This is a genomic window from Mesorhizobium sp. M0923 (genome assembly GCF_040319365.1).
Lineage (GTDB): Bacteria > Pseudomonadota > Alphaproteobacteria > Rhizobiales > Rhizobiaceae > Mesorhizobium.
The window spans coordinates 374,504-396,247 of record NZ_JAMYNW010000001.1 but is presented as its reverse complement, the minus strand read 5'-3'; the positions used below and the strand labels follow the sequence as shown (position 1 = coordinate 396,247).

Annotated in this window: 18 protein-coding genes; 5 read left to right on the top strand and 13 right to left on the bottom strand. The window is 62.6% G+C overall.

Going from position 1 to position 21,744, the window contains the following annotated elements; translation table 11 throughout:
- Positions 1-11: 11 nt before the first annotated feature.
- Positions 12-560 (top strand): DUF924 family protein, encoded by a 549-nt coding sequence (locus NKH89_RS01860; protein WP_031193615.1) that lies wholly within the window; start codon positions 12-14, stop codon positions 558-560.
- A 25-nt stretch (positions 561-585) separates the two neighbouring features.
- On the opposite strand, the gene folK is transcribed toward NKH89_RS01860, so the two are convergent.
- Genes folK through folP form a run of 3 tightly spaced genes read right to left on the bottom strand, consistent with a single transcriptional unit; the run spans position 586 to position 2,299 of the window.
- Positions 586-1,107: a 2-amino-4-hydroxy-6-hydroxymethyldihydropteridine diphosphokinase gene (gene folK, locus NKH89_RS01855; protein ID WP_023717824.1), complete on the bottom strand. Its 522-nt coding sequence runs from the start codon at positions 1,105-1,107 to the stop codon at positions 586-588.
- A complete protein-coding gene (folB, locus tag NKH89_RS01850; RefSeq protein ID WP_023717825.1) occupies positions 1,091-1,450 on the bottom strand; it encodes a dihydroneopterin aldolase in 360 nt (119 codons plus the stop codon). Before folB ends, folK begins: the two co-directional genes overlap by 17 nt.
- 3 nt (positions 1,451-1,453) lie before the next feature.
- Complete coding sequence (gene folP / locus NKH89_RS01845; RefSeq protein ID WP_023717826.1) at positions 1,454-2,299, bottom strand: dihydropteroate synthase; 846 nt, start codon at positions 2,297-2,299, stop codon at positions 1,454-1,456.
- A 96-nt stretch (positions 2,300-2,395) separates the two neighbouring features.
- Here folP and NKH89_RS01840 point away from each other — a divergent pair, with 96 nt between their 5' ends.
- Both NKH89_RS01840 and NKH89_RS01835 read left to right on the top strand, forming a co-directional pair.
- The gene (locus NKH89_RS01840; protein ID WP_023717827.1) at positions 2,396-3,013 is read left to right on the top strand and encodes a DUF922 domain-containing Zn-dependent protease; all 618 of its coding nucleotides are present in this window, start codon (positions 2,396-2,398) and stop codon (positions 3,011-3,013) included.
- 214 nt (positions 3,014-3,227) lie between these two features.
- Positions 3,228-4,709 carry an MDR family MFS transporter gene (locus NKH89_RS01835; protein ID WP_023717828.1) on the top strand — a complete coding sequence of 494 codons (1,482 nt, stop codon included), beginning with the start codon at positions 3,228-3,230 and terminating at the stop codon, positions 4,707-4,709.
- A gap of 26 nt (positions 4,710-4,735) precedes the next feature.
- Here the strand turns inward: NKH89_RS01835 and NKH89_RS01830 are convergent, their stop codons facing one another.
- The 3 genes from NKH89_RS01830 to NKH89_RS01820 form a co-directional block, all read right to left on the bottom strand.
- Positions 4,736-5,764, bottom strand: coding sequence for an NAD(P)/FAD-dependent oxidoreductase (locus NKH89_RS01830; RefSeq protein ID WP_023717829.1), 1,029 nt, complete (start codon positions 5,762-5,764; stop codon positions 4,736-4,738).
- Between the two features lie 82 nt (positions 5,765-5,846).
- Positions 5,847-6,167: a 2Fe-2S iron-sulfur cluster-binding protein gene (locus NKH89_RS01825; protein WP_006334837.1), complete on the bottom strand. Its 321-nt coding sequence runs from the start codon at positions 6,165-6,167 to the stop codon at positions 5,847-5,849.
- A gap of 97 nt (positions 6,168-6,264) precedes the next feature.
- The gene (locus NKH89_RS01820) at positions 6,265-6,633 is read right to left on the bottom strand and encodes an Hpt domain-containing protein (protein ID WP_023717831.1); all 369 of its coding nucleotides are present in this window, start codon (positions 6,631-6,633) and stop codon (positions 6,265-6,267) included.
- Between the two features lie 285 nt (positions 6,634-6,918).
- Between NKH89_RS01820 and NKH89_RS01815 the strand changes: the two genes are divergently transcribed.
- Positions 6,919-13,305, top strand: coding sequence for an apolipoprotein A-IV repeat region-like domain-containing protein (locus tag NKH89_RS01815; protein ID WP_352908352.1), 6,387 nt, complete (start codon positions 6,919-6,921; stop codon positions 13,303-13,305).
- A gap of 319 nt (positions 13,306-13,624) precedes the next feature.
- On the opposite strand, the gene NKH89_RS01810 is transcribed toward NKH89_RS01815, so the two are convergent.
- The 5 genes from NKH89_RS01810 to NKH89_RS01790 all read right to left on the bottom strand — a co-directional run bounded on the left by NKH89_RS01810 (position 13,625) and on the right by NKH89_RS01790 (position 18,572).
- Complete coding sequence (locus tag NKH89_RS01810) at positions 13,625-14,152, bottom strand: c-type cytochrome (RefSeq protein WP_502895844.1); 528 nt, start codon at positions 14,150-14,152, stop codon at positions 13,625-13,627.
- Between the two features lie 334 nt (positions 14,153-14,486).
- Positions 14,487-15,107: an ABC-type transport auxiliary lipoprotein family protein gene (locus tag NKH89_RS01805; RefSeq protein ID WP_502896293.1), complete on the bottom strand. Its 621-nt coding sequence runs from the start codon at positions 15,105-15,107 to the stop codon at positions 14,487-14,489.
- Between the two features lie 73 nt (positions 15,108-15,180).
- A complete protein-coding gene (locus NKH89_RS01800) occupies positions 15,181-16,554 on the bottom strand; it encodes an MlaD family protein (protein WP_023720067.1) in 1,374 nt (457 codons plus the stop codon).
- 13 nt (positions 16,555-16,567) lie between these two features.
- Complete coding sequence (locus NKH89_RS01795) at positions 16,568-17,386, bottom strand: ABC transporter ATP-binding protein (protein ID WP_023720068.1); 819 nt, start codon at positions 17,384-17,386, stop codon at positions 16,568-16,570.
- Position 17,387: 1 nt separating this feature from the next.
- Entirely contained in the window at positions 17,388-18,572 is a 1,185-nt protein-coding gene (locus tag NKH89_RS01790) for an ABC transporter permease (protein ID WP_352814518.1), read from the bottom strand.
- A 78-nt stretch (positions 18,573-18,650) separates the two neighbouring features.
- Between NKH89_RS01790 and dgcA the strand changes: the two genes are divergently transcribed.
- Positions 18,651-19,634: an N-acetyl-D-Glu racemase DgcA gene (dgcA, locus tag NKH89_RS01785; protein ID WP_352855384.1), complete on the top strand. Its 984-nt coding sequence runs from the start codon at positions 18,651-18,653 to the stop codon at positions 19,632-19,634.
- Here the strand turns inward: dgcA and NKH89_RS01780 are convergent.
- Positions 19,605-20,822, bottom strand: coding sequence for an MFS transporter (locus NKH89_RS01780; RefSeq protein WP_352494568.1), 1,218 nt, complete (start codon positions 20,820-20,822; stop codon positions 19,605-19,607). The genes dgcA and NKH89_RS01780 overlap by 30 nt on opposite strands.
- Positions 20,823-20,949: 127 nt before the next feature.
- The gene (locus tag NKH89_RS01775) at positions 20,950-21,738 is read right to left on the bottom strand and encodes a UDP-2,3-diacylglucosamine diphosphatase (protein ID WP_502896861.1); all 789 of its coding nucleotides are present in this window, start codon (positions 21,736-21,738) and stop codon (positions 20,950-20,952) included.
- Positions 21,739-21,744 lie beyond the last annotated feature (6 nt).

Here is a 21,744-nt window from a genome sequence, read left to right as displayed (position 1 = left end):
AGATGCGAATGATGGATGAACTGGACGAACGCGCGCTCTCCGTAACCAGATTCTGGCGCCACGCCGGGGAGGACGCATGGTTCGAGAAGAACGACGCTTTTGATGCCGACTTCCGCACCCGGTTTCTCGATCTGCACTTCGCCGCCGCCCGCCGCGAATGCGACGGCTGGTCCGAACACGCCGAAGGGTCGCTGGCACTGATGATCCTGCTCGACCAGTTTCCGCGAAACTGCTTTCGCGGCACTGGCCACATGTACGCCACGGACCCGCTGGCGCGGCATTTTGCCGGGAAGGCGATCGCTGCCGGCCATGACTTGGCGCTCGACGAAGAGCTCCGCGTCTTTCTTTATCTGCCCTATGAGCATTCGGAGGATCTCGCCGATCAGCTCAAATCGATGGAGCTTACCGCCGCCAAAGCCCCGTCCTATCTGAAATATGCGGTAGAACACCGCGACATCATCCAGCGCTTCGGCCGCTTTCCACACCGAAACAGGATGCTTGGCCGGGAGACGACACCGGACGAACAAATGTTCCTCGACGGTGGTGGGTTTTCCGGCTGATTTTCGGCCACCAATGGCGGCAGCGTCAGGTCTTCCACCATTTCCGGCCTGACGGCAGCCGTTCAATACCCGACGTGTCGACGGCGGCCAGTCGCTCCGACACGCTCTTGCCGTCGACCACAAGCTTCGGTGCAATTTCTGCCAGCGGTGCCAGCACGAAGGCGCGCTCCAGCATGCGCGGATGCGGCACCTCCAGTCCGGTCTCGTGGATGATGCGGTCACCGAACACCAGAATGTCGATGTCGATCAGGCGCGGACCCCAGCGCTCCTCCCGCACCCGCTTCAGTTTTCGCTCGGCGTCGAGGCAAAGGTCGAGCAAAGCCCGCGGCGCAAGCGCGGTCGAGATCTCGGCCGCCGCATTGAGGAAATCCGGCTGATCGAGCTTGCCCCAGGGCGGCGTTCGGTAGAGCGACGAAACGGCAACGACGCGCGTGCTCTCGTCGGCATCCAGAATGCCCAGTGCCGCAGCCATCGACTTCGCCGGATCACCGAGATTGCCGCCAAGGCTGAGATAGACGGTGTTGTTGTTACTATTCTGGCCAGACAACGGTCACCTCGACATGATCGAGCACACCCGGCACCGGGGCGTTCGGCTTGCGCACGGTAATCTCGGCCTTTTTGATCTGCGGAAACCGCGCCGTCAGCGCCCTCGCCACTTCGAGCGCCAGCGCTTCGATCAGAAAGCGCCGCTCGCCGGTAATGATCTTTTCGATGACCGCAAAGGCGATGCCGTAATTGACGGTGTCCTCGATAGAATCGTCGACCAGCGCCCGCCCGGGGTCTACCGTGAGCGCCGCATCGACATAAAAGCGCTGGCCGAGCGTCTCCTCTTCGTCCAGCACACCGTGCCGGGCGAAGAAGGCGCAGTTCTTCATGCGGATGACATACATGGCTCAGCTTTCCCCGATCTCACGTGCGAGCATAGCATCGGCAATAGCCAACGCATCCACGTTGATTGCGACATCGTGGACGCGAAAAAGATGCGCGCCTTTGAGCCTCAGGATGACGCTTGTGGCGGCGGTTCCGGCGCCCCTTGCCGCTGCGTCGCGGCCGGTGACGGTGCCGATAAAGCGCTTTCGCGATGTGCCGGCCATCAGCGGAAAGCCCAGCGCACGAAGCTCGGAAAACCGTGCCATCAGGTCAAGGTTTTCCGCGGCTGTCTCCTTGGCGAAGCCGAAGCCCGGATCGAGCACGATGTGGTCGTCGGCAACACCGCTCCGTTGCGCGATTTCCAGCGACTTCCTGAGGAAGAAGAGCTGATCGGCAATCACGTCGGGCAGTTTCTGCCGGTCCCGTCCCGTGTGCATGATGACAAGGCCGGCGCCGGTTTCGGCAGCGACGCTGGCAATGCCCGGCTCGCGCTGCAGGCCCCAGACGTCGTTGACGATATGTGCACCGGCTTGGACGGCAAGCCGCGCCGTATCCTGGCGATAGGTATCGACCGAGATCAGCGTTCCGCCAGACGTCGCGAGCGCCTCGATGATGGGCACTATGCGGGCCTGCTCTTCCTTTGCAGACACCGGAGAGGCACCGGGACGCGTCGATTCTCCGCCGATGTCGATGACGGAGGCTCCCTCCTCCACCATACGGCGCGCCTGGTCCACCGCTTTTTCCGGGGCATCGAACAGCCCGCCGTCGGAAAAACTGTCCGGCGTGACGTTGAGGATGCCGACGACGATGGCCTTGCCGCCAAGGTCAAGATGGCGCCCATGCGCCAGCTGCCATCGCCCTGTCATCATTGCCCATCAACCATGTTCGATCCCACGTCATGACCGGGGATCAATTCCGTTGCGCCGGAGACGGCGGTAAAGCAAGGTGGGCAAAGAGGCAACACGATGAAACGATCCCTCCTCTGCGCCCTGATGCTCGCTCTGACCGCATTCCCGGCCGGCGCTACGACTCTCGTCAAGACATATAGTTATTTCCCGATCGGCGGCAGGACGCTCGACGACATCGGGACCCAGCTGTCGAAACTCGGGCCTCAGGTGAAAAGCACCGGGTCGCGGCATCCCGGCGCCACCCAGATGGCGTTCACCACCCGCGTCAGTTATGCGCAAAAGCCGGGCTCGTGCTGGATTGCCGACGCTGCCGTTACCGTCAAGGTCAAGGTTATCCTTCCCGAGTGGCGCCGCCCGCGCAAAGCCGATGCAGGCGTCAAGCTGTTCTGGGAGACTTTGTCCGCCGACATCAAGCGCCATGAGGAACGCCACGTCGAGATTGCCAAGAACCATGGCCGCGAACTAGAAGACGCCTTGAAGGCGAGCTACCCTGAAAAGACCTGCGAATTGGCCAAGGCCAAGGCCGCGAAAATTACAGCGGCCATGCTTGCCAAGCACGACCAGGACCAGATGCGCTTCGATCGTGTGGAAAGCGTCAATTTCCAAAGCCGCATCCTGCGGCTTTTGCACTATCGCATCGAGCGCATTGAGAATGGACGGCTCGCTCCCGGCTGAACTCCGCGTCGGACAAAGCCAAATTTGGAACAAAGCCAATTTGGCGAAGCATAGTGCCAGCTTCGAAAAACTTTCGAGCCGCTGTCGAAATCGGCCTATAGCGAACGACATATGCCAGGTTCGCAGGGATCAGCCTCCGGCAAACGCCAATCGGCGTACTAGATGCTTCCCAGCCCGTCGCGGAAGTGCACGCAGGCATAATGGATGAACGGATATGGACCAGGCTATCGACAAGCAAGCGATGGTGGAAACCAGCACGCCGCTGACCGAAACCGAGAAAAACGCCATCATCGGCGGCGTGCTTTTGTCAATGCTGCTGGCGGCGCTCGACCAGACCATCGTCGCGCCGGCGATGCCGACGATGGCACGTCTGCTCGGGCATGCCGAATATCTGCCGTGGATCGTAACCGGCTATCTTCTGACCGCGACCGCAGTGGCGCCGCTCTACGGCAAGATCTCCGATATCTATGGCCGCCGGCCGACCGTCTATGCGGCAATCCTGATCTTTCTCGCCGGGTCGCTGGTCAGCGCCACGGCCCCCAACATGCTGGTCCTGGTTGTCGGCCGGGCGATCCAGGGCGCCGGCGGCGGCGGGCTCTTCGCCCTGACGCAGACCGTGATCGGCGACCTCGTGCCGCCGCGCGAGCGGGCTCGCTACGCCGCCTGGATTTCGGGCACCTGGGCCGTCGCCAGCATCGCCGGGCCGCTGCTCGGCGGCACCTTCGCCGAACATCTGCATTGGTCGCTGATCTTCTGGATCAACATTCCGCTCGGCCTGCTGGCGATGGCGATCATTAACAATCCGCTCAAGAAGCTGCCGATCGCCGCAAAACATCACCGCATCGACGGCCTCGGCGCGCTGCTTCTGGTCGCGGCCACCTCGCTGCTGCTGCTTGCCTTGAACTGGGGCGGCAGCGAGTATCCGTGGCTGTCGCGTGAAATCCTTGGACTGCTCGCCTGCTCAGCGGTGTTCTGGAGCGCGTTCGCGCTGCGGCTGATGCGCGCGGCCGAACCGCTGATCTCGCTGGAAGTGCTCGGCAATCCGATCGTTCTCGCCGGCACGTTGTCGATGTTCCTGCTGCAGGCCGCCAATGTCGGCTTGTCGGTCTATCTGCCGGTCTACCTGCAATCGGTCGTCGGCCTGTCAGTCAGCGAATCTGGCACCGCGTTGCTTGGGCTGATGCTCGGCACGGTGGCCGGTGCGACATTCAGCGCGCGAATGATCCCACGCTTTTTCCACTACAAGCGCATTGCCATGGTCGGAACTGTTTTCTCGATCCTGTGCCTCGGCGTGCTCAGCCTGGTCGCCGGGCATGCCTCGCTATTGCTTGTCGAGGTGTTGACGACCTGCATAGGCCTGGGCACAGGCACGACCTTTCCGGTTGCCACTGTCTCGGTCCAGAACGCCGTCGATCGCATGCACCTTGGCGTGGCGACCGGCGTTCTCACCTTCCTCCGCTCGCTGGGTAGTGCGCTTGGCGTCGCCATGCTTGGTGCCGTCGCCCTTGGTTACGGGCTGCCGCTGGCCAGCGAAGGCACGCAGACGGCCGGCCATATCGCCTCAGCCACGCCGTTCGTGATGATCTTTCTTGCCGCCGCCGCGACCTTGCTGCTGTCGTTCATCACGCTCTGGCTGATGCCGGAGAAAACGCTTCGCGGCCATGCCGAGGCTTCGGCCCCAGCCCTGGCGGAGTAGACCGGCCTGGTGAAATCCGGCGAGCTTCAGTCGACCACGCCGAGCTTCTTCTGCAGGCTGGTCGACGAAGTCGTATACTGGAACACGATGCGCTCGCCGGGGCTGATGATGCGCTTGGCTGCCTGTGCCATTAGAGCGACCTCATGGAAGCCCGACAGGATCAGCTTCAGCTTGCCGGGGTACCAGTTGATGTCGCCGACGGCGAAGATGCCGGGCACCGACGTCTGGAATTTTTCGGTGTCGACCGGGATCAGGTTTTCGTGGAGATTGAGGCCCCATTCGGCGATTGGGCCGAGCTTCATCGTCAGGCCGAAAAATGGCAGCATCCGCGTGCACGGCACTTCGACATCGCCCTCCGGCCCCTTGATCGTGGCGGAGGCTAGCTGGCCGTCGCTGCCGGTCAGGCCCGTCACCTGTCCGACTTGGAATTCCAGCTGCTTCATCTCTTGCATGGCATACATCTTGTTGACGCTGTCGGGCGCTGCCCGGAATTCGGGCCGCCGATGCACCAGCGTCACGCTCTTGGCCACCGGCTGCAGGTTCAGCGTCCAGTCAAGCGCCGAATCGCCGCCGCCGACGATGACGAGGTCATGGCCGCGAAAGTCCTCCATCCGGCGCACCGAGTAGAACACGCTCTTGCCTTCATAGGGTTCGATGCCTGGAATCGGCGGCCGCTTCGGCTGGAAAGAGCCGCCGCCGGCGGCAATCACCACAATTTTGGCTTCGAACACCTCGTTTTCGTCGGTAGTGACGCGGAAGCTGCCGTCCTCCAGCCTTTCCAGGCTCGAAACCATGCGGTTATAGGTGAATTCGGGCTTGAACGGCGCGATCTGCTCAAGCAGCTTGTCGACCAGACCTTGCGCCGAGATCGAGGGCCAACCCGGAATGTCGTAGATCGGCTTTTCCGGGTAGAGTTCGGCGCACTGCCCGCCGGGCCGGTCGAGTATGTCGATCAGATGGCACTTCATGTCGAAGAGGCCGAGCTCGAATACGGCAAACAGGCCGACAGGCCCTGCCCCGACAATGAGTACGTCCGTCTTGGTGATAGCGGTCATGAAGCATGCGCCTTTATGGGAAAACGGCGCGACACTGCATGACCATTGGTCCGCTGCCAAGCGGCAGCCGCAAAAATCGGCTTCAGCCTTGGCGGGCCGGCACGCGCACGACCAGCCCATCGAGGGCGTCGCGCACCTTGATCTGGCATGACAGCCGCGAATTCGGCTGGACGTCGTAGGCGAAGTCCAGCATGTCTTCTTCCATGGCTTCCGGCTCGCCGACCTCCGCCGTCCAGGCTTCGTCGACATAGACATGGCAGGTCGCGCAGGCGCAGGCGCCGCCGCATTCCGCTTCTATTCCCGGCACCGCATTGCGGATCGCATTTTCCATGACGGTCGAGCCGTTTTCGGCATCCACGTCAAAATGCGTGCCGTCATGGGCGATGAAGGTCAGCTTGGTCATTTGTCACCTGAAGGGAGTCTGAGCCGACATAATCACTCTGCCAGACAAGTCAACTGCGGCGCGAAAGCGCCGCTGCGTGGCGTTTTGGGAATAAGTTCTATCGGCTGATGGCGGCGACGAAGTCGCGCACTTCTTCGATCAGTGAGCCAAGGCGCTTCAGCGTGCTGGCGTCGTCGGGCCGGCATTCGATCGCACTGGCGCAATCGGCAATGGCGAAGGCGCCGACCCCGCGCGCCGAGCCTTTGAGCCCGTGCGCCAGTAGCAGCCGCTGCCTGACATCCGCATCGACGATCTTGTCGCGCACCGATAGCGCCTGCTGCACGAACAGTGCCAGCACCTCTTGCTCGAGGCTCCGATCGCCCATCGTCTGGCGCGCAAGATGCGCCAGATCGATCGGCCGCGCCCCAGCTGTCCCTGACACGTCACCGCCGGGCATCGAGAAGGCAATGCCGTTTTCGCCACGTATCACTTTGAGACTCCGTTCTTCGACCGCCGCAAAAAATAGGCGTATCCGGTGGACAACGGGTTAATGATTGACCCGGAAAAATGTCGCGATAACGGCGCCGGAATCACGGCTGTGTTAACCTTATATTTAAAGTTTTACGTATCGGACGGAATGCATGTTTTCTTTACCCCGCTGTGTCATTACGATACGACAGGTCCATTTTCAGCCTCCTGCGCGGGACACGCTAGGCAGAATCAATAAGCACAACCATAAGTCCCGCGGCAGCTTGTACAGGGTAGCGAAGGCATGGCGAAGAAACCAACGACGACAAAAACGCTCGACAGCGACGTAGCCAGGGAACTCGAAAAGGCACTTGAAATCGATCTGAGCGGCGATGCCGGCGGCGACTTCGACATCGCGGCATCCATGGAAGATCTGGAAGCGCAGATATCGCAAGCCGCCGACGAACTGGCGCGCGAAGGCCGCAGCCAGAACGAGGCGCCTGCCCCCGACCAGGCCCAGAATGCAGCACCCGCCGCCAATCAAAGCCAGAACCTAAATCCCGCGCCAAAAGCCAAGCCGGCTGAGTTGCGTCCTGTCGCAACGCGCAATGGCTCGCAGCCGCCAGCTTTCTCGCCGGCCAACGACGATCGTCAAAAAGACTATAAGACGCTCCTGCACACCCTCAACCGGCGCGCCTCGAACACGATCTATTGGGTCGTGGCTTTTGTTTCGCTGGCCTGGATCGCCGGCGCCGGTGGCCTCGCGAACCTGTTGTTCGGACCTGGCATCTGGAACATCCGCACCTTCGATCAGTTTTTCGCCCGTCCCGAGCTGATCGGCCTGGCGGTCGCGGCAATCGTGCCCGTCATCCTGTTCTGGGCATTCGCAGTGATGATTCGCCGCGCTCAGGAGATGCGCCTTGCCGCGCAGTCGATGACCGAGGTGGCCTTCCGTCTGGCCGAGCCGGAAAATCTTGCCCAGGATCGCGTCATGATGATCGGCCAAGCGGTTCGCCGCGAGGTGGCGGCCATGGGCGAAGGCATCGAACGCACGCTTGCGCGCGCCGTCGAGCTCGAAACGCTGGTTCACAGCGAGGTGAACCAGATCGAGCGCTCCTATTCGGAGAACGAGTCCCGCATCCGCTCGCTGGTCGACGGGCTGGGCAGCGAGCGCGAAGCGGTCGTCACCCATGCCGAGCGTGTGCGCGCCTCGATCACCGGTGCCCACGAGACGCTGAAGGACGAGATCAACGCCGCCAGCGATATCATTCGCGACAGCATTCTCAACGCCTCGACCAAGCTGTCGATGACGATCAACGAATCCGGCGACACGCTGATCGACAGGATCAACGGGAGCTCGATGTCGATCTTCGATTCGGTGGAAGGCCGGCTCGAATCGATCACCGACCGGCTGTCGACGTCGGGCGAGGCCTTCGCCAGCCTGCTCGACACCCGCATCGCCAAGCTGACGGACACCACCGATGGCCTGACGCGGTCGCTGACCGACCTGCTCGACGACCGCACGACCGGCATGGTGTCGCTGCTCGGCGGTGCCGCGCGCACACTCAATTCCGAATTCGAAGCCAGCCTCAACGGCATCGAGCGGACGCTTGCCGAACGTGGCCAGGCGCTGATCAGCGAGTTCCAGACCCGCGCCGAGGCGCTCGACACCGGTACGCAGAAGCTCAACGCCGCGCTGGAGGCTCGCGCACGCCAGATCAACGAGACGCTGGTCGAGCGCGCGCGCGAAATCGCCCACACCTTCCAGGATAGCAAGGAGACGCTGTCGGCGATGATCGATCAGGGCAAGACCCAGATCGGCGCCGACATGGCCGACATCATCTCATCGACCTCGACCATGCTCGAAGCCCGCGCCGGCGATTTCGCCGGGCGCATGGAAGCGGCGCGCCATGTCGTATCGCGATCGTTCGATACGGACATCCAGCGGCTTGCGGATGCTCGCGCCGGCATCGAGGAAGCCGTCGAAAACCACAGCCGCAAACTTTCCGAAAGCCGCGACCGGATGGCGGCGGCAATGCAGGCCGATCTGGCGAAGTTCGCCGAGGGCCGCGCCGAAATCGATGCGGCGGTGACCAACCAGGTGCAGAAGCTTGCCGAAGGCCGCGGCCTGATCTCGCGCGCCCTTGAAGAGGATCTGCGCAAGGTCAACGAATCGCGTGCAGCGATCGACGCTTCGCTGGGCAGCCATCTAGAAAGCCTTGAAGAGGGCCGCAACCGGCTCGCCCAGGCCTTGAACGAAGACTCTGGAAAACTCGTACAAGCCCGCACGATCATTGATGAAATGGTTGCCGGGCACGTCGGAAAGCTCGCCGAAGGCCGCAGCATTCTTTCGCGCGCGCTCGAGGCCGACCTCGGCAAGCTGGCAGACAGTCGCGCCAGCATCGACGGCCTTGTCGCCGGTCAAGTCGAAAAGATCGCCGAGGGTCGCGCCATACTCGCCAGTGCGCTGGAATCCGACATCGCCGGCATCAATGGCCTCATCGAGGCCCATTCGGCGAAATTGGCGCAAGACCGCAGCGGTCTTTCCCAGTCGCTCGAGAACGACCTGTCCGACATCAGAGGTCTGATCGCCGATCATTCGGGCAGGCTCGCCGATGATCGCAGCCTGCTTTCGAAGACGCTTGAAGACGATCTTGCCAAGCTGGCCGAAAGCCGGTCGAGCATCGACGGGCTGGTTGCCGGCCAGGTCGAGAAGCTTGCCGAAGGCCGCGATATCCTCAAGCGCGCGCTGGAATCGGACCTGAACGCGATCAAGGGCGTCATCGCTGGCCAGTCCGAAAAGCTGGCGGAAGACCGTGGCCAGCTGTCACGGGCACTGGAGAGCGACTTGGAGGCTGTGCGCGGCGTTGTCTCCGATCACATGAACAAGCTCGCGGAAGACCGTTCGACGCTGTCGAAGGCGCTCGAAGACGATCTCGCCAAGTTGGCCGAAAGCCGCTCGAGCATCGATGTGATGGTTGCCGGCCAGGTCGAAAAACTGGCAGAGGGCCGCGACATCCTCAAACGCGCTCTGGAAGCCGATCTGAGCACCGTCAAGGGCGTCATTGCCAGTCAATCCGAGAAGCTGGCGGAGGATCGCGGTCAGCTGTCGCGCGCACTGGAGACCGATCTCGAGACCGTGCGGGGCGTCGTCTCCGAACATATGAACAAGCTCGCCGAGGACCGTTCGGCCCTGTCGAAGGCGCTCGAGGACGATCTCGCCAGGCTGGCAGAAAGCCGGTCGAGCATCGACGGGCTGGTTTCCGGTCAGGTCGAGAAGCTGGCCGAGGGCCGCGACATCCTCAAGCGCGCGCTGGAAGACGATCTCGCCAAGCTGGCCGAAAGCCGCTCGAGCATCGACGGGCTGGTTTCCGGCCAGGTCGAGAAACTGGCCGAAGGCCGCGACATCCTCAAACGCGCTTTGGAGGCCGATCTCAACACGATCAGGGGCGCCATCGCCGACCAGTCGCAGCTATTAACCGACAATCGCGCACAGTTTTCGCGCGCCCTAGAGGCCGATCTCGGCAACGTCAACAGCCTTGTCGCTACCCACGCGGAGAAGCTCGTCCAGGACCGCTCGACCCTGTCGAAGGCGCTCGAGGACGATCTCGCCAAGCTGGCCGAAAGCCGCTCGAGCATCGATGGGCTGGTTGCCGGCCAGGTCGAGAAGCTTGCCGAAGGCCGCGACATCCTCAGGCGCGCTCTGGAAGCCGATCTGGAGAGGCTTGCATTGAGCCGCAGCGAGGTCGACGAGATTGTCGCCGGTCATGTCGGCAAGCTGACCGAGGGCCGCGACATGCTGACCCGCGCATTGCAGGACGATCTCTCCAGGCTCGCCGACACGCGCAAGGATGTCGACCGTTCGCTGTCCGGCCATATCGACCAGATCGCCGCCAGGAGCACCGACATCTCCGATGCCATCGCTGCCGACGTGGAAAAGATCGAGCAGGCGTTCAGCCGGCAGACAGGCATCATCGAGGAGCGCGCCAGCACCATGGAGCGGGCGCTGTCGACGGGTGTCGACAACGTTCGCAGTGTGCTCGAAAGAAGCGCGGTCTTCGTCGCCGGGGCGCTGCGCGAGAAGGTCATGGAAGTCACCAGCGCTCTGCATGAGCAGGCGGGCGCTGCATTCAGCGATGCCGACCGCAAGATCGCCGAGCGCGCCGAGCAGACCTCGGCCGCTCTGCTCGCCAGGGCGGAGGACATCGCCCGCACCTTCGAGGAGGCGGATCGTCGCCTCGCCGCCCGCGCCGAGGATACGTCGAGCGCACTGATTGCCCGCGCCGACGACACGTCGAACACCTTGCTCGCGCGCGCCCAGGAGACGGCCGATCAGCTGGCAACCCGAGCAAGTGAGATTGCCGGTACCTTCGACGCGGCGGACCACAGGCTGGTCTCTCGCGCCATCGAAACGGCCCAGTCGCTGGCTGCACGTGCCGGCGACATCTTGCGCAATTTCGAAACAGCTGACGAGCGGCTGGGCGTGCGCATCGGCGAATCCGCCGAAGCTCTCGCGGCACGTGCGTCGGATCTCGGCCGCATTTTCGATGCCGCCGACCAGCAACTTATTTCGCGCATTGCCGAAGGCTCCGAAGCACTTTCGGCACGTGCGTCCGAGATCGGCCGCATCTTCGAGGAGGCCGATCATCGCCTGGTGTCCCGTATCGCCGACAGCAGCACCGCAATCGGCGAACATGCCGACAACATTGTCGGTGCCTTCACCAGCACCGAGCAGCGGGTTGCCGAACGCGCCAGGCAGACTGGCCAGGAACTCGCCGTCCATGCCCGTGAAATCGAGCAGCTGCTTGCCGGTGCCGACGAACGCCTGGCCTCGAGTGCTGCCGCCACAGCGGCCCGCGTCGAGGAGCAGGTCGCCAGCGTCGAGAACCGCCTCGCCTACACTGCCGAGACAATGGGCCAAAAGCTCAACGAACAGGTCTCGAACGCCGAGGCGCAGTTAGTCTCGCGTGCCAACACGATCGCCGAAACCTTCACCGCGGTCGGCCAGCATATCGGCCAGAGCACCAACGACGCTGCAAAGACCATCGGTGCCAATACTCGCGAGCTCAGTACGATGCTTGCGGCACGTTCGGCCGAAATATCGAAAATCCTGGACGAGACGGCACGGCCTCTGGTCGAGCGCTTCGCCCAGGGCGGCTCCGAGCTGCAAAAGAGCATGGAAGAGGTCACCGAACGTGCGACAGAGAAGCTGCGCACTCAAAACGCCGCCCTCGTCGACGCCCTCGCCAGCCGCACGGCCGAAACTCTGTCGGCCGTCGAAGGCGCGCGCTCGACGCTTGCCGACAGCGTTGCCGACCTCATCGGCCGCATGACCGCCTCCAGCTCGCAGCTCGGTCAATTGATCGAGCAGGCGGCGACCAATCTCGGCCAGGTCGACGAACGCCTGACTGGGAGCACGCAAAGCTTCGCGGCGACCACGGAAAAGACCGCCCAGACTTTCGCCAGCTCGGCGCGCCTTGTCGATTCGAACACGACGCGGCTCACCGAGCTGTCGTCCTCGACCTTGCGCGAGGTTGCCTCTATCGCCACCAAGTTCGACGAGCACAGCCGGTTGCTGTCCAGCGCCTCGGATCTGCTGAGCTCGGCCCAGAGCAACCTCGAGCACACGCTCGAAAGGCAATCGTCGCTGGAGGACCTCGCCGTCGGCCTTGTTAAGAAGTCGGAAGATCTCGAACGGGTCATGCGCTCGTTCGAGAATCTGGTCGGCCAGACGCTGCAGAACGCCGAAGGCAAGACGCTGGAATCCGCCGACAAGATCCGTGCCGCGATTTCCGAAGTGGTCGATTCGGCTACCAAGCGCTTTGCCGATGCGACCGAGGAAATGCGGCGCACCGCCGGCTCGATCAAGAGCGAGCTCGACCTCACCCGAGCCGAGCTCAAGAAAGGCGTCATCGAGATGCCGGAAGAGGCAAAGGAATCAACCACGGCTATCCGCCGTGCCGTTTCCGAGCAGATCAACGCGCTGAAGGAACTTTCTGAAATCGTTGCCAAATCTGGCCGCAGCGCCGACAGTTCGGAACAGCGCAACCTGCGTCCGGCGCCGCAAGCGCCTGCCGCACGCGCCGCCGAGCCGCCACGCCGCCCGGCTCCGGCTCCGGAACAGCGCCATGCACCGCAGGCGCCTTCGGGCGAGACGGCGCTGCGCGGCACGCTCGACCTCGAACGTCCCGCAGACACAGCGCTGCGCCAGCGCGACCCCAACGGCCGCACGCCGCAAGGCGGCTGGGTGCGCGACCTCCTGACCGGTGCATCGCGCGAAGACGACGCCAAGCCGGCGGCGCCTGCCGAAGCGCCGCGCCCGGCTCCCGCTCCGCGTTCGCCGCTTCATGTCGTGGAATCGCTGAACTCGCTCTCCGTCGATATCGCCCGAGCCATCGATCACGATGCCTCGATCGAGCTGTGGAACCGATACCGGCGCGGCGAGCGCGACGTCTTCACGCGCCGTCTTTACACGCTGAAGGGCCAGCAGACGTTCGACGAGATCCGCCGCAAATATCAGTCGGAGGCGGAGTTCCGCGCTGCTGTCGATCGTTACTGCGACGATTTCGAAAAGCTGCTCAAAGACGTGTCGCGCAACGACCGCGACAACATCATGGCGCAGACCTACCTGACGTCGGATACCGGCAAGGTCTACACCATGCTGGCCCACGCCAGCGGCCGCTTGCATTGATCAGACGACAATGGAACATGAAAAAGGCGGGAAATTCCCGCCTTTTTCGCGCCGTGCTGATCTTGATCCTATCAACGCATGAAGCGACACCCCAGGATGCGTTCAAATGACGAGGCATCCTGCTCTATCTGTTGTTTAGCCGCATTTCTGCGGTGCCAACTAACACCATTGGGCAGAATGCTCTAGGGTCAAAAACCAAACACTCTGAACGACCGAATTCGACCCATTTTTGCCGTTCCGATATCGGGCCTCACTATCTCCAAGGCGGTACATTCACCCACTATTCGGCGAGAAAAATCTCGTTCCGATCAAAGCCGCCCTACTTCGTTGCAGCGGCTGCGGCTTCCCCCGGCGGCATAATCCGCATCATGAAAGCCGACACCGTTTCCCCGGGTTTGAACGGGCCGGGAACCTGATGGCTGACCGGCTTCACACTTTGGAGGAATGCCGCGATAGCCATGGCGTCATCCGCGGTGAGATGCGCAAAATCGCGCCAAGGCATGATCGGCGCCAGCATACGGCCGTCCGGCCGTTCGCCGGTCTGGATCGCGGTGACGATCTGCTCCGGGGTCCAGCTTCCGATACCGGTCTCCTTGTCAGGCGTGATATTGCGGGCGACAAAGACACCAAGACCAGGAATCTCGAAGCCCACATCTGAACCGCCAAGAAAGCGCGACATGTCGGGCTTCCCGAAGAAGTAACCGGGTGTGTGGCAGTCGCTGCAGCCGGCAATCGTAGCCAGATATTCGCCGCGCGCAATCTGTGTGTCGTCGGCCATGGCCGCGTAAGATGGCAGGGCAACAATTGACGCTGTCAAGAATGCAAGATGAATTAGTGTCCGAAACATTGCTTCCTCCCGGTGGTCTGTTCGTGGTTTGTCCGTCGACCTCCCGCGTCGTCAACTGGTCGCAATTCCCCGATTTGGCGACGTCGGGGACGTTAAATTTTAGCAAGGCCAGGACGGATTACCATCAGCGATCAATTGGACCGTCGGCACTTGTCGTGTCCGGTTGAGCAACTGTTACGAAGCTCGCTAGCCGACGCACAACGCCTTCGCCTTCTTTGGCGCAACGTGCTCGTCCTGGCAGATGAGCCGAACGGCAACCTACCACCCATCTCGGCCATTGGGGCAGTCAGATGATTGAGTTTGATCCTAGCTGCGCCCGGCAGTTCCGGCCGCGTCAGATCACAGTGTCCGTCCAGCGGACGATTTGCCCGGCCGCATCACCGAACGCCGCGTCGAGCGCGCCGACATAGGCCTGGTTGCCGCTGCCCGAAACGGGCGCGATGGCGCTAAACGTCTTCGAAGCGCGCACTTCGCCGTTGCGGTCGTTCAACAGGCGCACGAACAGCTCGACCTCGGCATGTTGGCCGCCATCGACACGCACCTCGAACGAGCGGATCTCGACGATCACCTGATAGTCGATTGCCAGCCCCTCGCCCGGCTTACCGACGCCGGTGAAGCTGCCCGAGCGCTGGAACGTCTCTGCCAGCCGCGCTTGTACGATCATCGGCAGCCGGTCGGCCCATTGCGCGCCCTTGAGATACTGGATCGATCGCGGCGATGGCTTGATGACGATGTTCTGGCTGTCCAGCGCCTTGAGCGCCGACGGCTGGGCGATGAGGATCTGGCGACGGCTGTGGGCACGCGCTTCCAGCGACGGCGCCGAAAGCTCGAACGTGTCCAGCGGTGCCGGTCCGCCGCCAGGCAAGGCCGCGCAGCTTGCAAGCGCAAGCGCCAGCAACACCGCCCCGCTCTTCAACCCACTCGATCTGATGCTGCCTGAACTGATCGACTTCAAACGCGATCCCCCCCGGATCGTGGAAACAACGCGTATCTGCAAGCTATGTTCTTGCTGTGGGCGGAGGCCGAAGTCAACGGCGCACCCTGCCGTCGAACTGCCGGACCTCGCCCTCGCCGCCGGACAGGATCCGCTGCGGGTTGCGGCTCAGATCGGTTACCGCCTCCTCGATGCGGGTGATCGAACGACGGCTGTCCTGGACCAGCGCTTCGACGTTTTGCAGCCCCTGTCCCGAGAATCGCGCCAGATTGTCGGTGATGGTACCGAGACGGGCGTTCAGCGTGTCGGCGACCTGCTTGAACGATTTCAGCGTCGCTCTCGCGTCGGCCATGACGCCGTCGGCCTGGCCGGAGCCGAGCAGTTTGTCGACCTTGGCAAGAATACCGTCGACTCGCACCGAGGCATCGTTGAGGCGTCCTGCGAGCTGGTGCGCGTCTTTGATGGTTTCATCGATGTCGTCGGCTCGGTTGGCGAACTTGTTGGTCACCTTGGCGATGTCGGCGGCAGCCTCGTTGGCGTTTTCGCTGGCCTTCTGGATGTTGGCCAGCGCGGTGCGAACCTCAGCCGGATCGATGCCGTCGAGAACGCCGTCGACCTTGGCCAGCGTGCCTTGCGTCTTCTGGGCGAAGTCGTTGATCGAGCCGACCGCAGTGTCGACGTTCTTGATGACCGTGTCGAACTGCTTGCTGGTTTCCTTGAGGTTGGAAGTGACCGTGTCGACATTGGCGACGATGCTCTTGATCTGGTCCTTGTCGACGGCGTTGAGTAGCCCTTCCGCCGCCTTCAGAGTGCCGTCGAGCTTGCCCGAAACACCCTTCAATTCGTCCGCCAGCGAGCTGACGCTGGCCAGGAACTTGTCGACCCCGTCCGAATTCCTGGCCAGTGCATCGGAGAAGGTCTGGACATTGTTGACCGTCTGCGTCAGCGGCCCGCGAACGTCCTTGGTGAAGCCTTCGAGCTCCGAAAGGACCTTGTCGGCGCGGGTGAAGATGTTCTGCGCCGTCTGCAGCAGATTGGTGACCGCCGACGGGTTGGCAACGATCTCAGCGACACGGCCTTCCTTTTCCGCCTCGTCGAGGAGTTTTGGCTCCTTGGGGTCGGCGCCCTTGAGCTCGATATTGGCCTGCCCGGTGAGGCCGGCAAGCCCGATATCGGCCTGCGTCGACTTGGTGATCGGCGTATTGCGGTCTATTTCGGTGTCGGCGATGGCAGCGGTCGGATTGTCGACGTCGATATAGACACGGCGCACGTCGCCGACCTTGACGCCGTTGAACAGTACGAAGCTGCCACGGCCGAGTCCCGAAGCCGACCCTGGAATGCGCACGCGCAATATGGTCGTCTCACCCTTGTCGCCGATCGCCGCCGTCCAATAGACGAAAGCGAAAGCCGCGAGGATGGCGGCCAGCGTGAAAATGCCGACAATGACGTAGTTGGCCCTGGTTTCCATTGCTCACTTATGGCTATGCGCGCGCCGCAAGATCAAGTTGCCGGGCGCGTTTTCCGCGGAAATAGGATTTTACCCAGGGTTCCTCGCTCCTGAGCATGTCGTCGATCGTGCCCTCGACCAGCACTTTCTTTTTGCCAAGCACCGCCACGCGGTCGCACGCGGTAAACAGCGTGTCGAGATCATGCGTGACCATATACACGGTCAAATCCATCGTATCGCGCAGCTTGACGACCAATTCGTCGAACTCAGCCGCGCTGATCGGGTCAAGGCCGGAAGTCGGTTCGTCGAGGAAGACGATATCCGGGTCGAGCGCCAGAGCGCGCGCCAGCGCAGCACGCTTGATCATGCCGCCGGAAAGCTCGGAAGGGAATTTCTGCGCCGCGTCCGGCGGCAGTCCGACCAGCTCGACCTTGAGCATGGCCAGTTCGTCCATCAGCTTCTTCGGCAAATCGAGATATTCGCGCATCGGCACCTGGACGTTTTCGAGGACGGTCAGCGCCGAAAAAAGCGCGCCGTGCTGGAACAGCACGCCAAGCCGCATGTCGATGCGAAGGCGCTCCCTTTCGCTTGCCTTCTCGACGTCGACGCCGAACAGTTTGATTGTTCCCGATTGCTTGCGCGTCAGGCCAAGGATGGTGCGCAAGAGAACAGATTTGCCGGCACCGGAGGCACCGACGAAGCCGAGAATCTCCCCGCGCCAGATGTCGAGCGACAATTTGTCGAGAACGACTTGGTCGGCGAACGACACCGTGACGTCGTGCGCCGACAGCACGATCTCGTCCTCTTTGGCTTTCTCCGCCACCTTGGTCGTGTTTGTGCCCGGCAGCGCCATGTCAGAACTCGATCGCTGCATAGAACATGGCGAAAAGCCCATCGAGGATAATGACCACGAAGATCGACTTCACCACTGAGGCGGTCACATGCTGGCCAAGCGATTCGGCGCTGCCGCCAACCTTCATGCCCTCGACCGAGGCAATTATGCCGATGATCATGGCCATGAAAGGCGCCTTGATCAGGCCGGCAAAGATGGTGCTGAGGTCGATTGCGACACGCAGCCGGTCAATGAACGCTGCCGGTGCAATATCGGAGTAGAGCCATGCAGCCAAAATGCCGCCGCCCAGCGCGGCAAAGTTGGCGATGATCGTCAGGCAAGGTAGCGCGACGACCAGCGCGACCAGCCGCGGAAACACCAGCACGCCGATTGGATTGAGGCCGATCACTTTCAGCGCATCGACCTCCTCGCGCATCTTCATCGAGCCGATCTCGGCGGTGATCGCGCTACCGGAGCGGCCGGCGATCATGATCGCCGTCATCAGCACGCCGAGCTCGCGCAGGATCAGCACGCCGACCAGGTCGACGACGAAGATATCGGCGCCGAAATAGCTGAGCTGATAGGCGCCTTGCTGGGCGACGATCGCACCGACAATGGCCGACATCAGCACAACCACCGGTATGGCGCCAACGCCCATGCGATCGATCTGGTTGAAGATCGCCGCCATGTTGACGGCATGGCCGCGGCCAAGCTTCATCTGCGAGCCGCGTATCGTGGCGCCGAGGATGTTCATTGCGGCCAGGAAATCGTCGCGCATCTCATAAACGCGCCGGCCAACCGCCTCGAGCCCGCGAATGATGAAGTTGGGCGGCTTTGCCGGACCTGATTCGGGCTCGCGTCGAACGGCGTCCCCGACGGCGCCAAGCAGGATCGAGGCGATCTCGCTCTGCCCCTGCATCGTGATCTCGACGCCCTTCTTTTCGAAGCTGCTGACCAGGCGGTCGATCAGCCATGCTCCGGCAGTGTCCATCTTCTCGATTTGTGAGAGGTCGAGCGCCAGCGTCTTGAAGCCGCTGCGCTGCTCGATCTTGCGCATCTCGGCATCGACCAGCCCCACGGTGCGTGTCGTCCAGCTTCCCGAGAAAGCGCAGCCGAGAACGCCGCCCTCCTCGCCGATCGCGATGCGCGGCTGGTGGTCGGGCTCCTTGGCAGGGCCGCTTGCGTCGCGTTTGCGGATGGTCAACATGGCGTCCTGTTTAGCCTGACGGGGCCGACCTGTCGATTTGCCGATATCCTCCTTGTTGCACAGCCGGAGCAGAAAAATATGGCGCGTGTCATTTCGGTCGAGGCCGAGCGCTTTCCTATTGCCGGGACCTTCACCATTTCGCGCGGCTCGAAGACCGAGGCTGAGGTGATTTCCTGCGCCATCAGCGAAGACGGCCATACCGGGCGCGGCGAATGTGTCCCTTACAAGCGCTATGGCGAGACCGTGGAGGATGTGCGCGACGCGATCGAGGCGATGCGCGGTGAGATCGCGGGCGGCATCAGCCGCACCGCCCTGCTCGGTGCCATGCCTGCGGGTGCGGCACGCAATGCCATCGATTGCGCGCTCTGGGACCTGGAATCGAAGATCAGCGGAACACCGGTGGCGCATATGATACGAACCGTTCCGTTACGGGCGCTTGAGACGGCGTACACACTGTCGCTCGCCGAGCCCGAGGCGATGGCGGCGCAAGCCCGCGCCAACGCCCAGCGCCCGCTGCTCAAGGTCAAGATCGGCGGCGACAACGACATCGCCCGCATCCGTGCAGTGACGGCGGCGGCACCCGACAGCCGAATCATTCTCGACGCCAATGAGGGCTGGAATGACGACAATATCGTCGCAAACCTCGCCTTTGCCGCCGAGCACGGTATCGCCTTGATCGAACAGCCGCTGCGGGCGGGACATGACGGTATTCTTCGCCACATCGCGCATCCGGTGCCGATCTGCGCCGACGAAAGCGTGCACGAGGCGAAGGACCTCGACGCGCTTGTCGGCCTCTACGACGCCATCAACATCAAGCTCGACAAATCGGGTGGCCTGACCGCAGCACTCGTGCTTCGCGACCGCGCCCGCGAACTGGGTCTTGGCGTCATGGTCGGCTGCATGGTCGGCACATCGCTTGCGATGGCGCCGGCCGTGCTGTTGGCGCAGGATGCCGATTTCGTCGATCTCGACGGTCCGTTGCTGCTAGCCTGCGACCGCGTTCCAGGTCTCGTCTACCAAGGTTCGCTGGTGTCACCGCCCGAGCCAGCGCTGTGGGGCTGAACGCGCGGCAAGCCCGATCAGCGCCAGGCCCGTCAGGGCGATGGGGATCATCGCAAAGAAGCCATTCGCGCCGAAGCGATCGTAAAGAGGACCTGAAATCAGCGTTGCCACCGCCATGAAGAAGCCGTTGGAGAAATAGGCGATGCCTTGCGCCGCCCCGGTGCGTTCTTCCGCGATTGTCTCACCGATCATCTTTTGCAGGCCGATCAGCACCAGCGCCACCGAGACGGCGTGCAGTGTCTGGATCGCGAAGAACCCGCCAACGCCAAGCCCGAGCGGCCAGATCAGGGGGAAGGCAATCCAGCGCACGATCGCGCCTATCCCGGCAATCAGCATGATCGAGACGACCGAGAAGGAGGCGAAAGCCCGGGTGAAGACGACGAACATGCATATCTCGGCGACGACGCCCCACCCCCACAGCAGCCCGACAACCGAATCGCTGATGCCGATCGACTTCCAGTATATCGACACGAAGCCGTAGAGAAATGCGTGGCTGGCGGTGATGATGCCGACGCCGGTCGAAAAGTAGAGGAAGTACCGGTTGAGGAGTTTCGGTGCCGATTGCTGGATGTCGGCGGCTGAAAGCGGCGAGGCGCGGCGCGGACGGCCGAGGCGCGGCGCAATCAGTCCGGCGGCTAGCGCGGCGCATAACGACACGAAGATGATCACTGGGACAGCCTGGGCACCGCTCGCCGACAGGATGAAACCGCCGGCGAGATTGGCGCAGAGATAGGAGATCGAGCCCCATTTGCGCATGCCGGCGTAGTTCGAGCCGAAGCGGCGAACACCTGAAAGGGCGAGCGAATCGGCAATCGGCGAATGCGGCGTCCAGACGACCGTCAGCGCCAATGACACGGCAAGTACCATTGCGTAGGTCGGCGGCAGGAAGTAACCGGCCGACAGGATCAGCGATGCGGCGACCAGCGCGACATAGACATTGGCGCGGTCGCTCGCTTTGTCTGCCAGAGCGGTAAGAAAAGGCGTCGTCGCCACGCGCAGGAACATCGGCGCAGCGAGGATCACGGCTATCTGCTCGGCATGGAACCCCTTCGCCTGCAGCCACAGCGGGAAATAGGGCACATGCGTTCCGAGCGGAACGAAGAGCGTGAAGAAGATCAAGCTCATGCGCAGTTCGAAATGGCGTGGCTTGACGAGCTGTTCGGGCGAAAGCGGCGGCAGCGAGGACATTAACAGGCGATCCGTCGGCACGGCATTCAGCCGGGTCGGCCCACCACACCAGCCGCTGCATAACACGGCGAAAAAGTGGATGAAACCGCTGGACTAACCGATTAAAGCGAGGTGAGGCCGGGTTTGGTCAAGCCGCCTGGACTGCCCTGCCCTTGATGTCGATCGGCACGAGCACCTCGCTGCCGACCGGAGTCTCCGGCAGGACATGCGCCCAATGCAGTATCTCCATCCGGCCGTCAAAATGCTCGACCACCGCCGTGCAGCTCTCCACCCAATCGCCGGTGTTGATGTACTGCACGTCCTCGTAGCTTTCGATCGCCGCATGGTGGATGTGCCCGCAGATCACGCCGTCGACATGCGAGCGGCGCGCCTCCTCGCTCAGCACGGTCTGGAACGAGCCGATGAAATTCACCGCCTTCTTGACCTTGACCTTGGCCCAGGACGAGAACGACCAGTAAGGCAGGCCGAGCACTTGGCGCAGGCGCGTGATGACGCGATTGACCAGCATCGCCGCGTCATAGGCATAGTCGCCTAGATAGGCCAGCCAGCGCGCATTGTGGACGACGGTGTCGAACTGGTCGCCATGGATGACAAGAAGGCGTTTGCCATCGGCGGTCTCGTGGACGGCGCGATCGGCGACGACAATGCCGCCGAAATGCACACCTTGAAACTGCCGCGCGAACTCGTCATGGTTGCCGGCGATGTAGGTGATGCTGGCGCCCTTGCGCGCCTTGCGCAGCAATTTCTGGACCACGTCATTGTGGCTCTGCGGCCAGTGCCAGCTCCGTCTCAAGCGCCAGCCGTCGACGATATCGCCGACGAGATAGATGATATCGGCATCGTGATGGCGCAGGAAATCGATCAGGAACTCGGCCTTCGCCGCCTTCGATCCGAGATGGACGTCGGAGATGAACATGCTGCG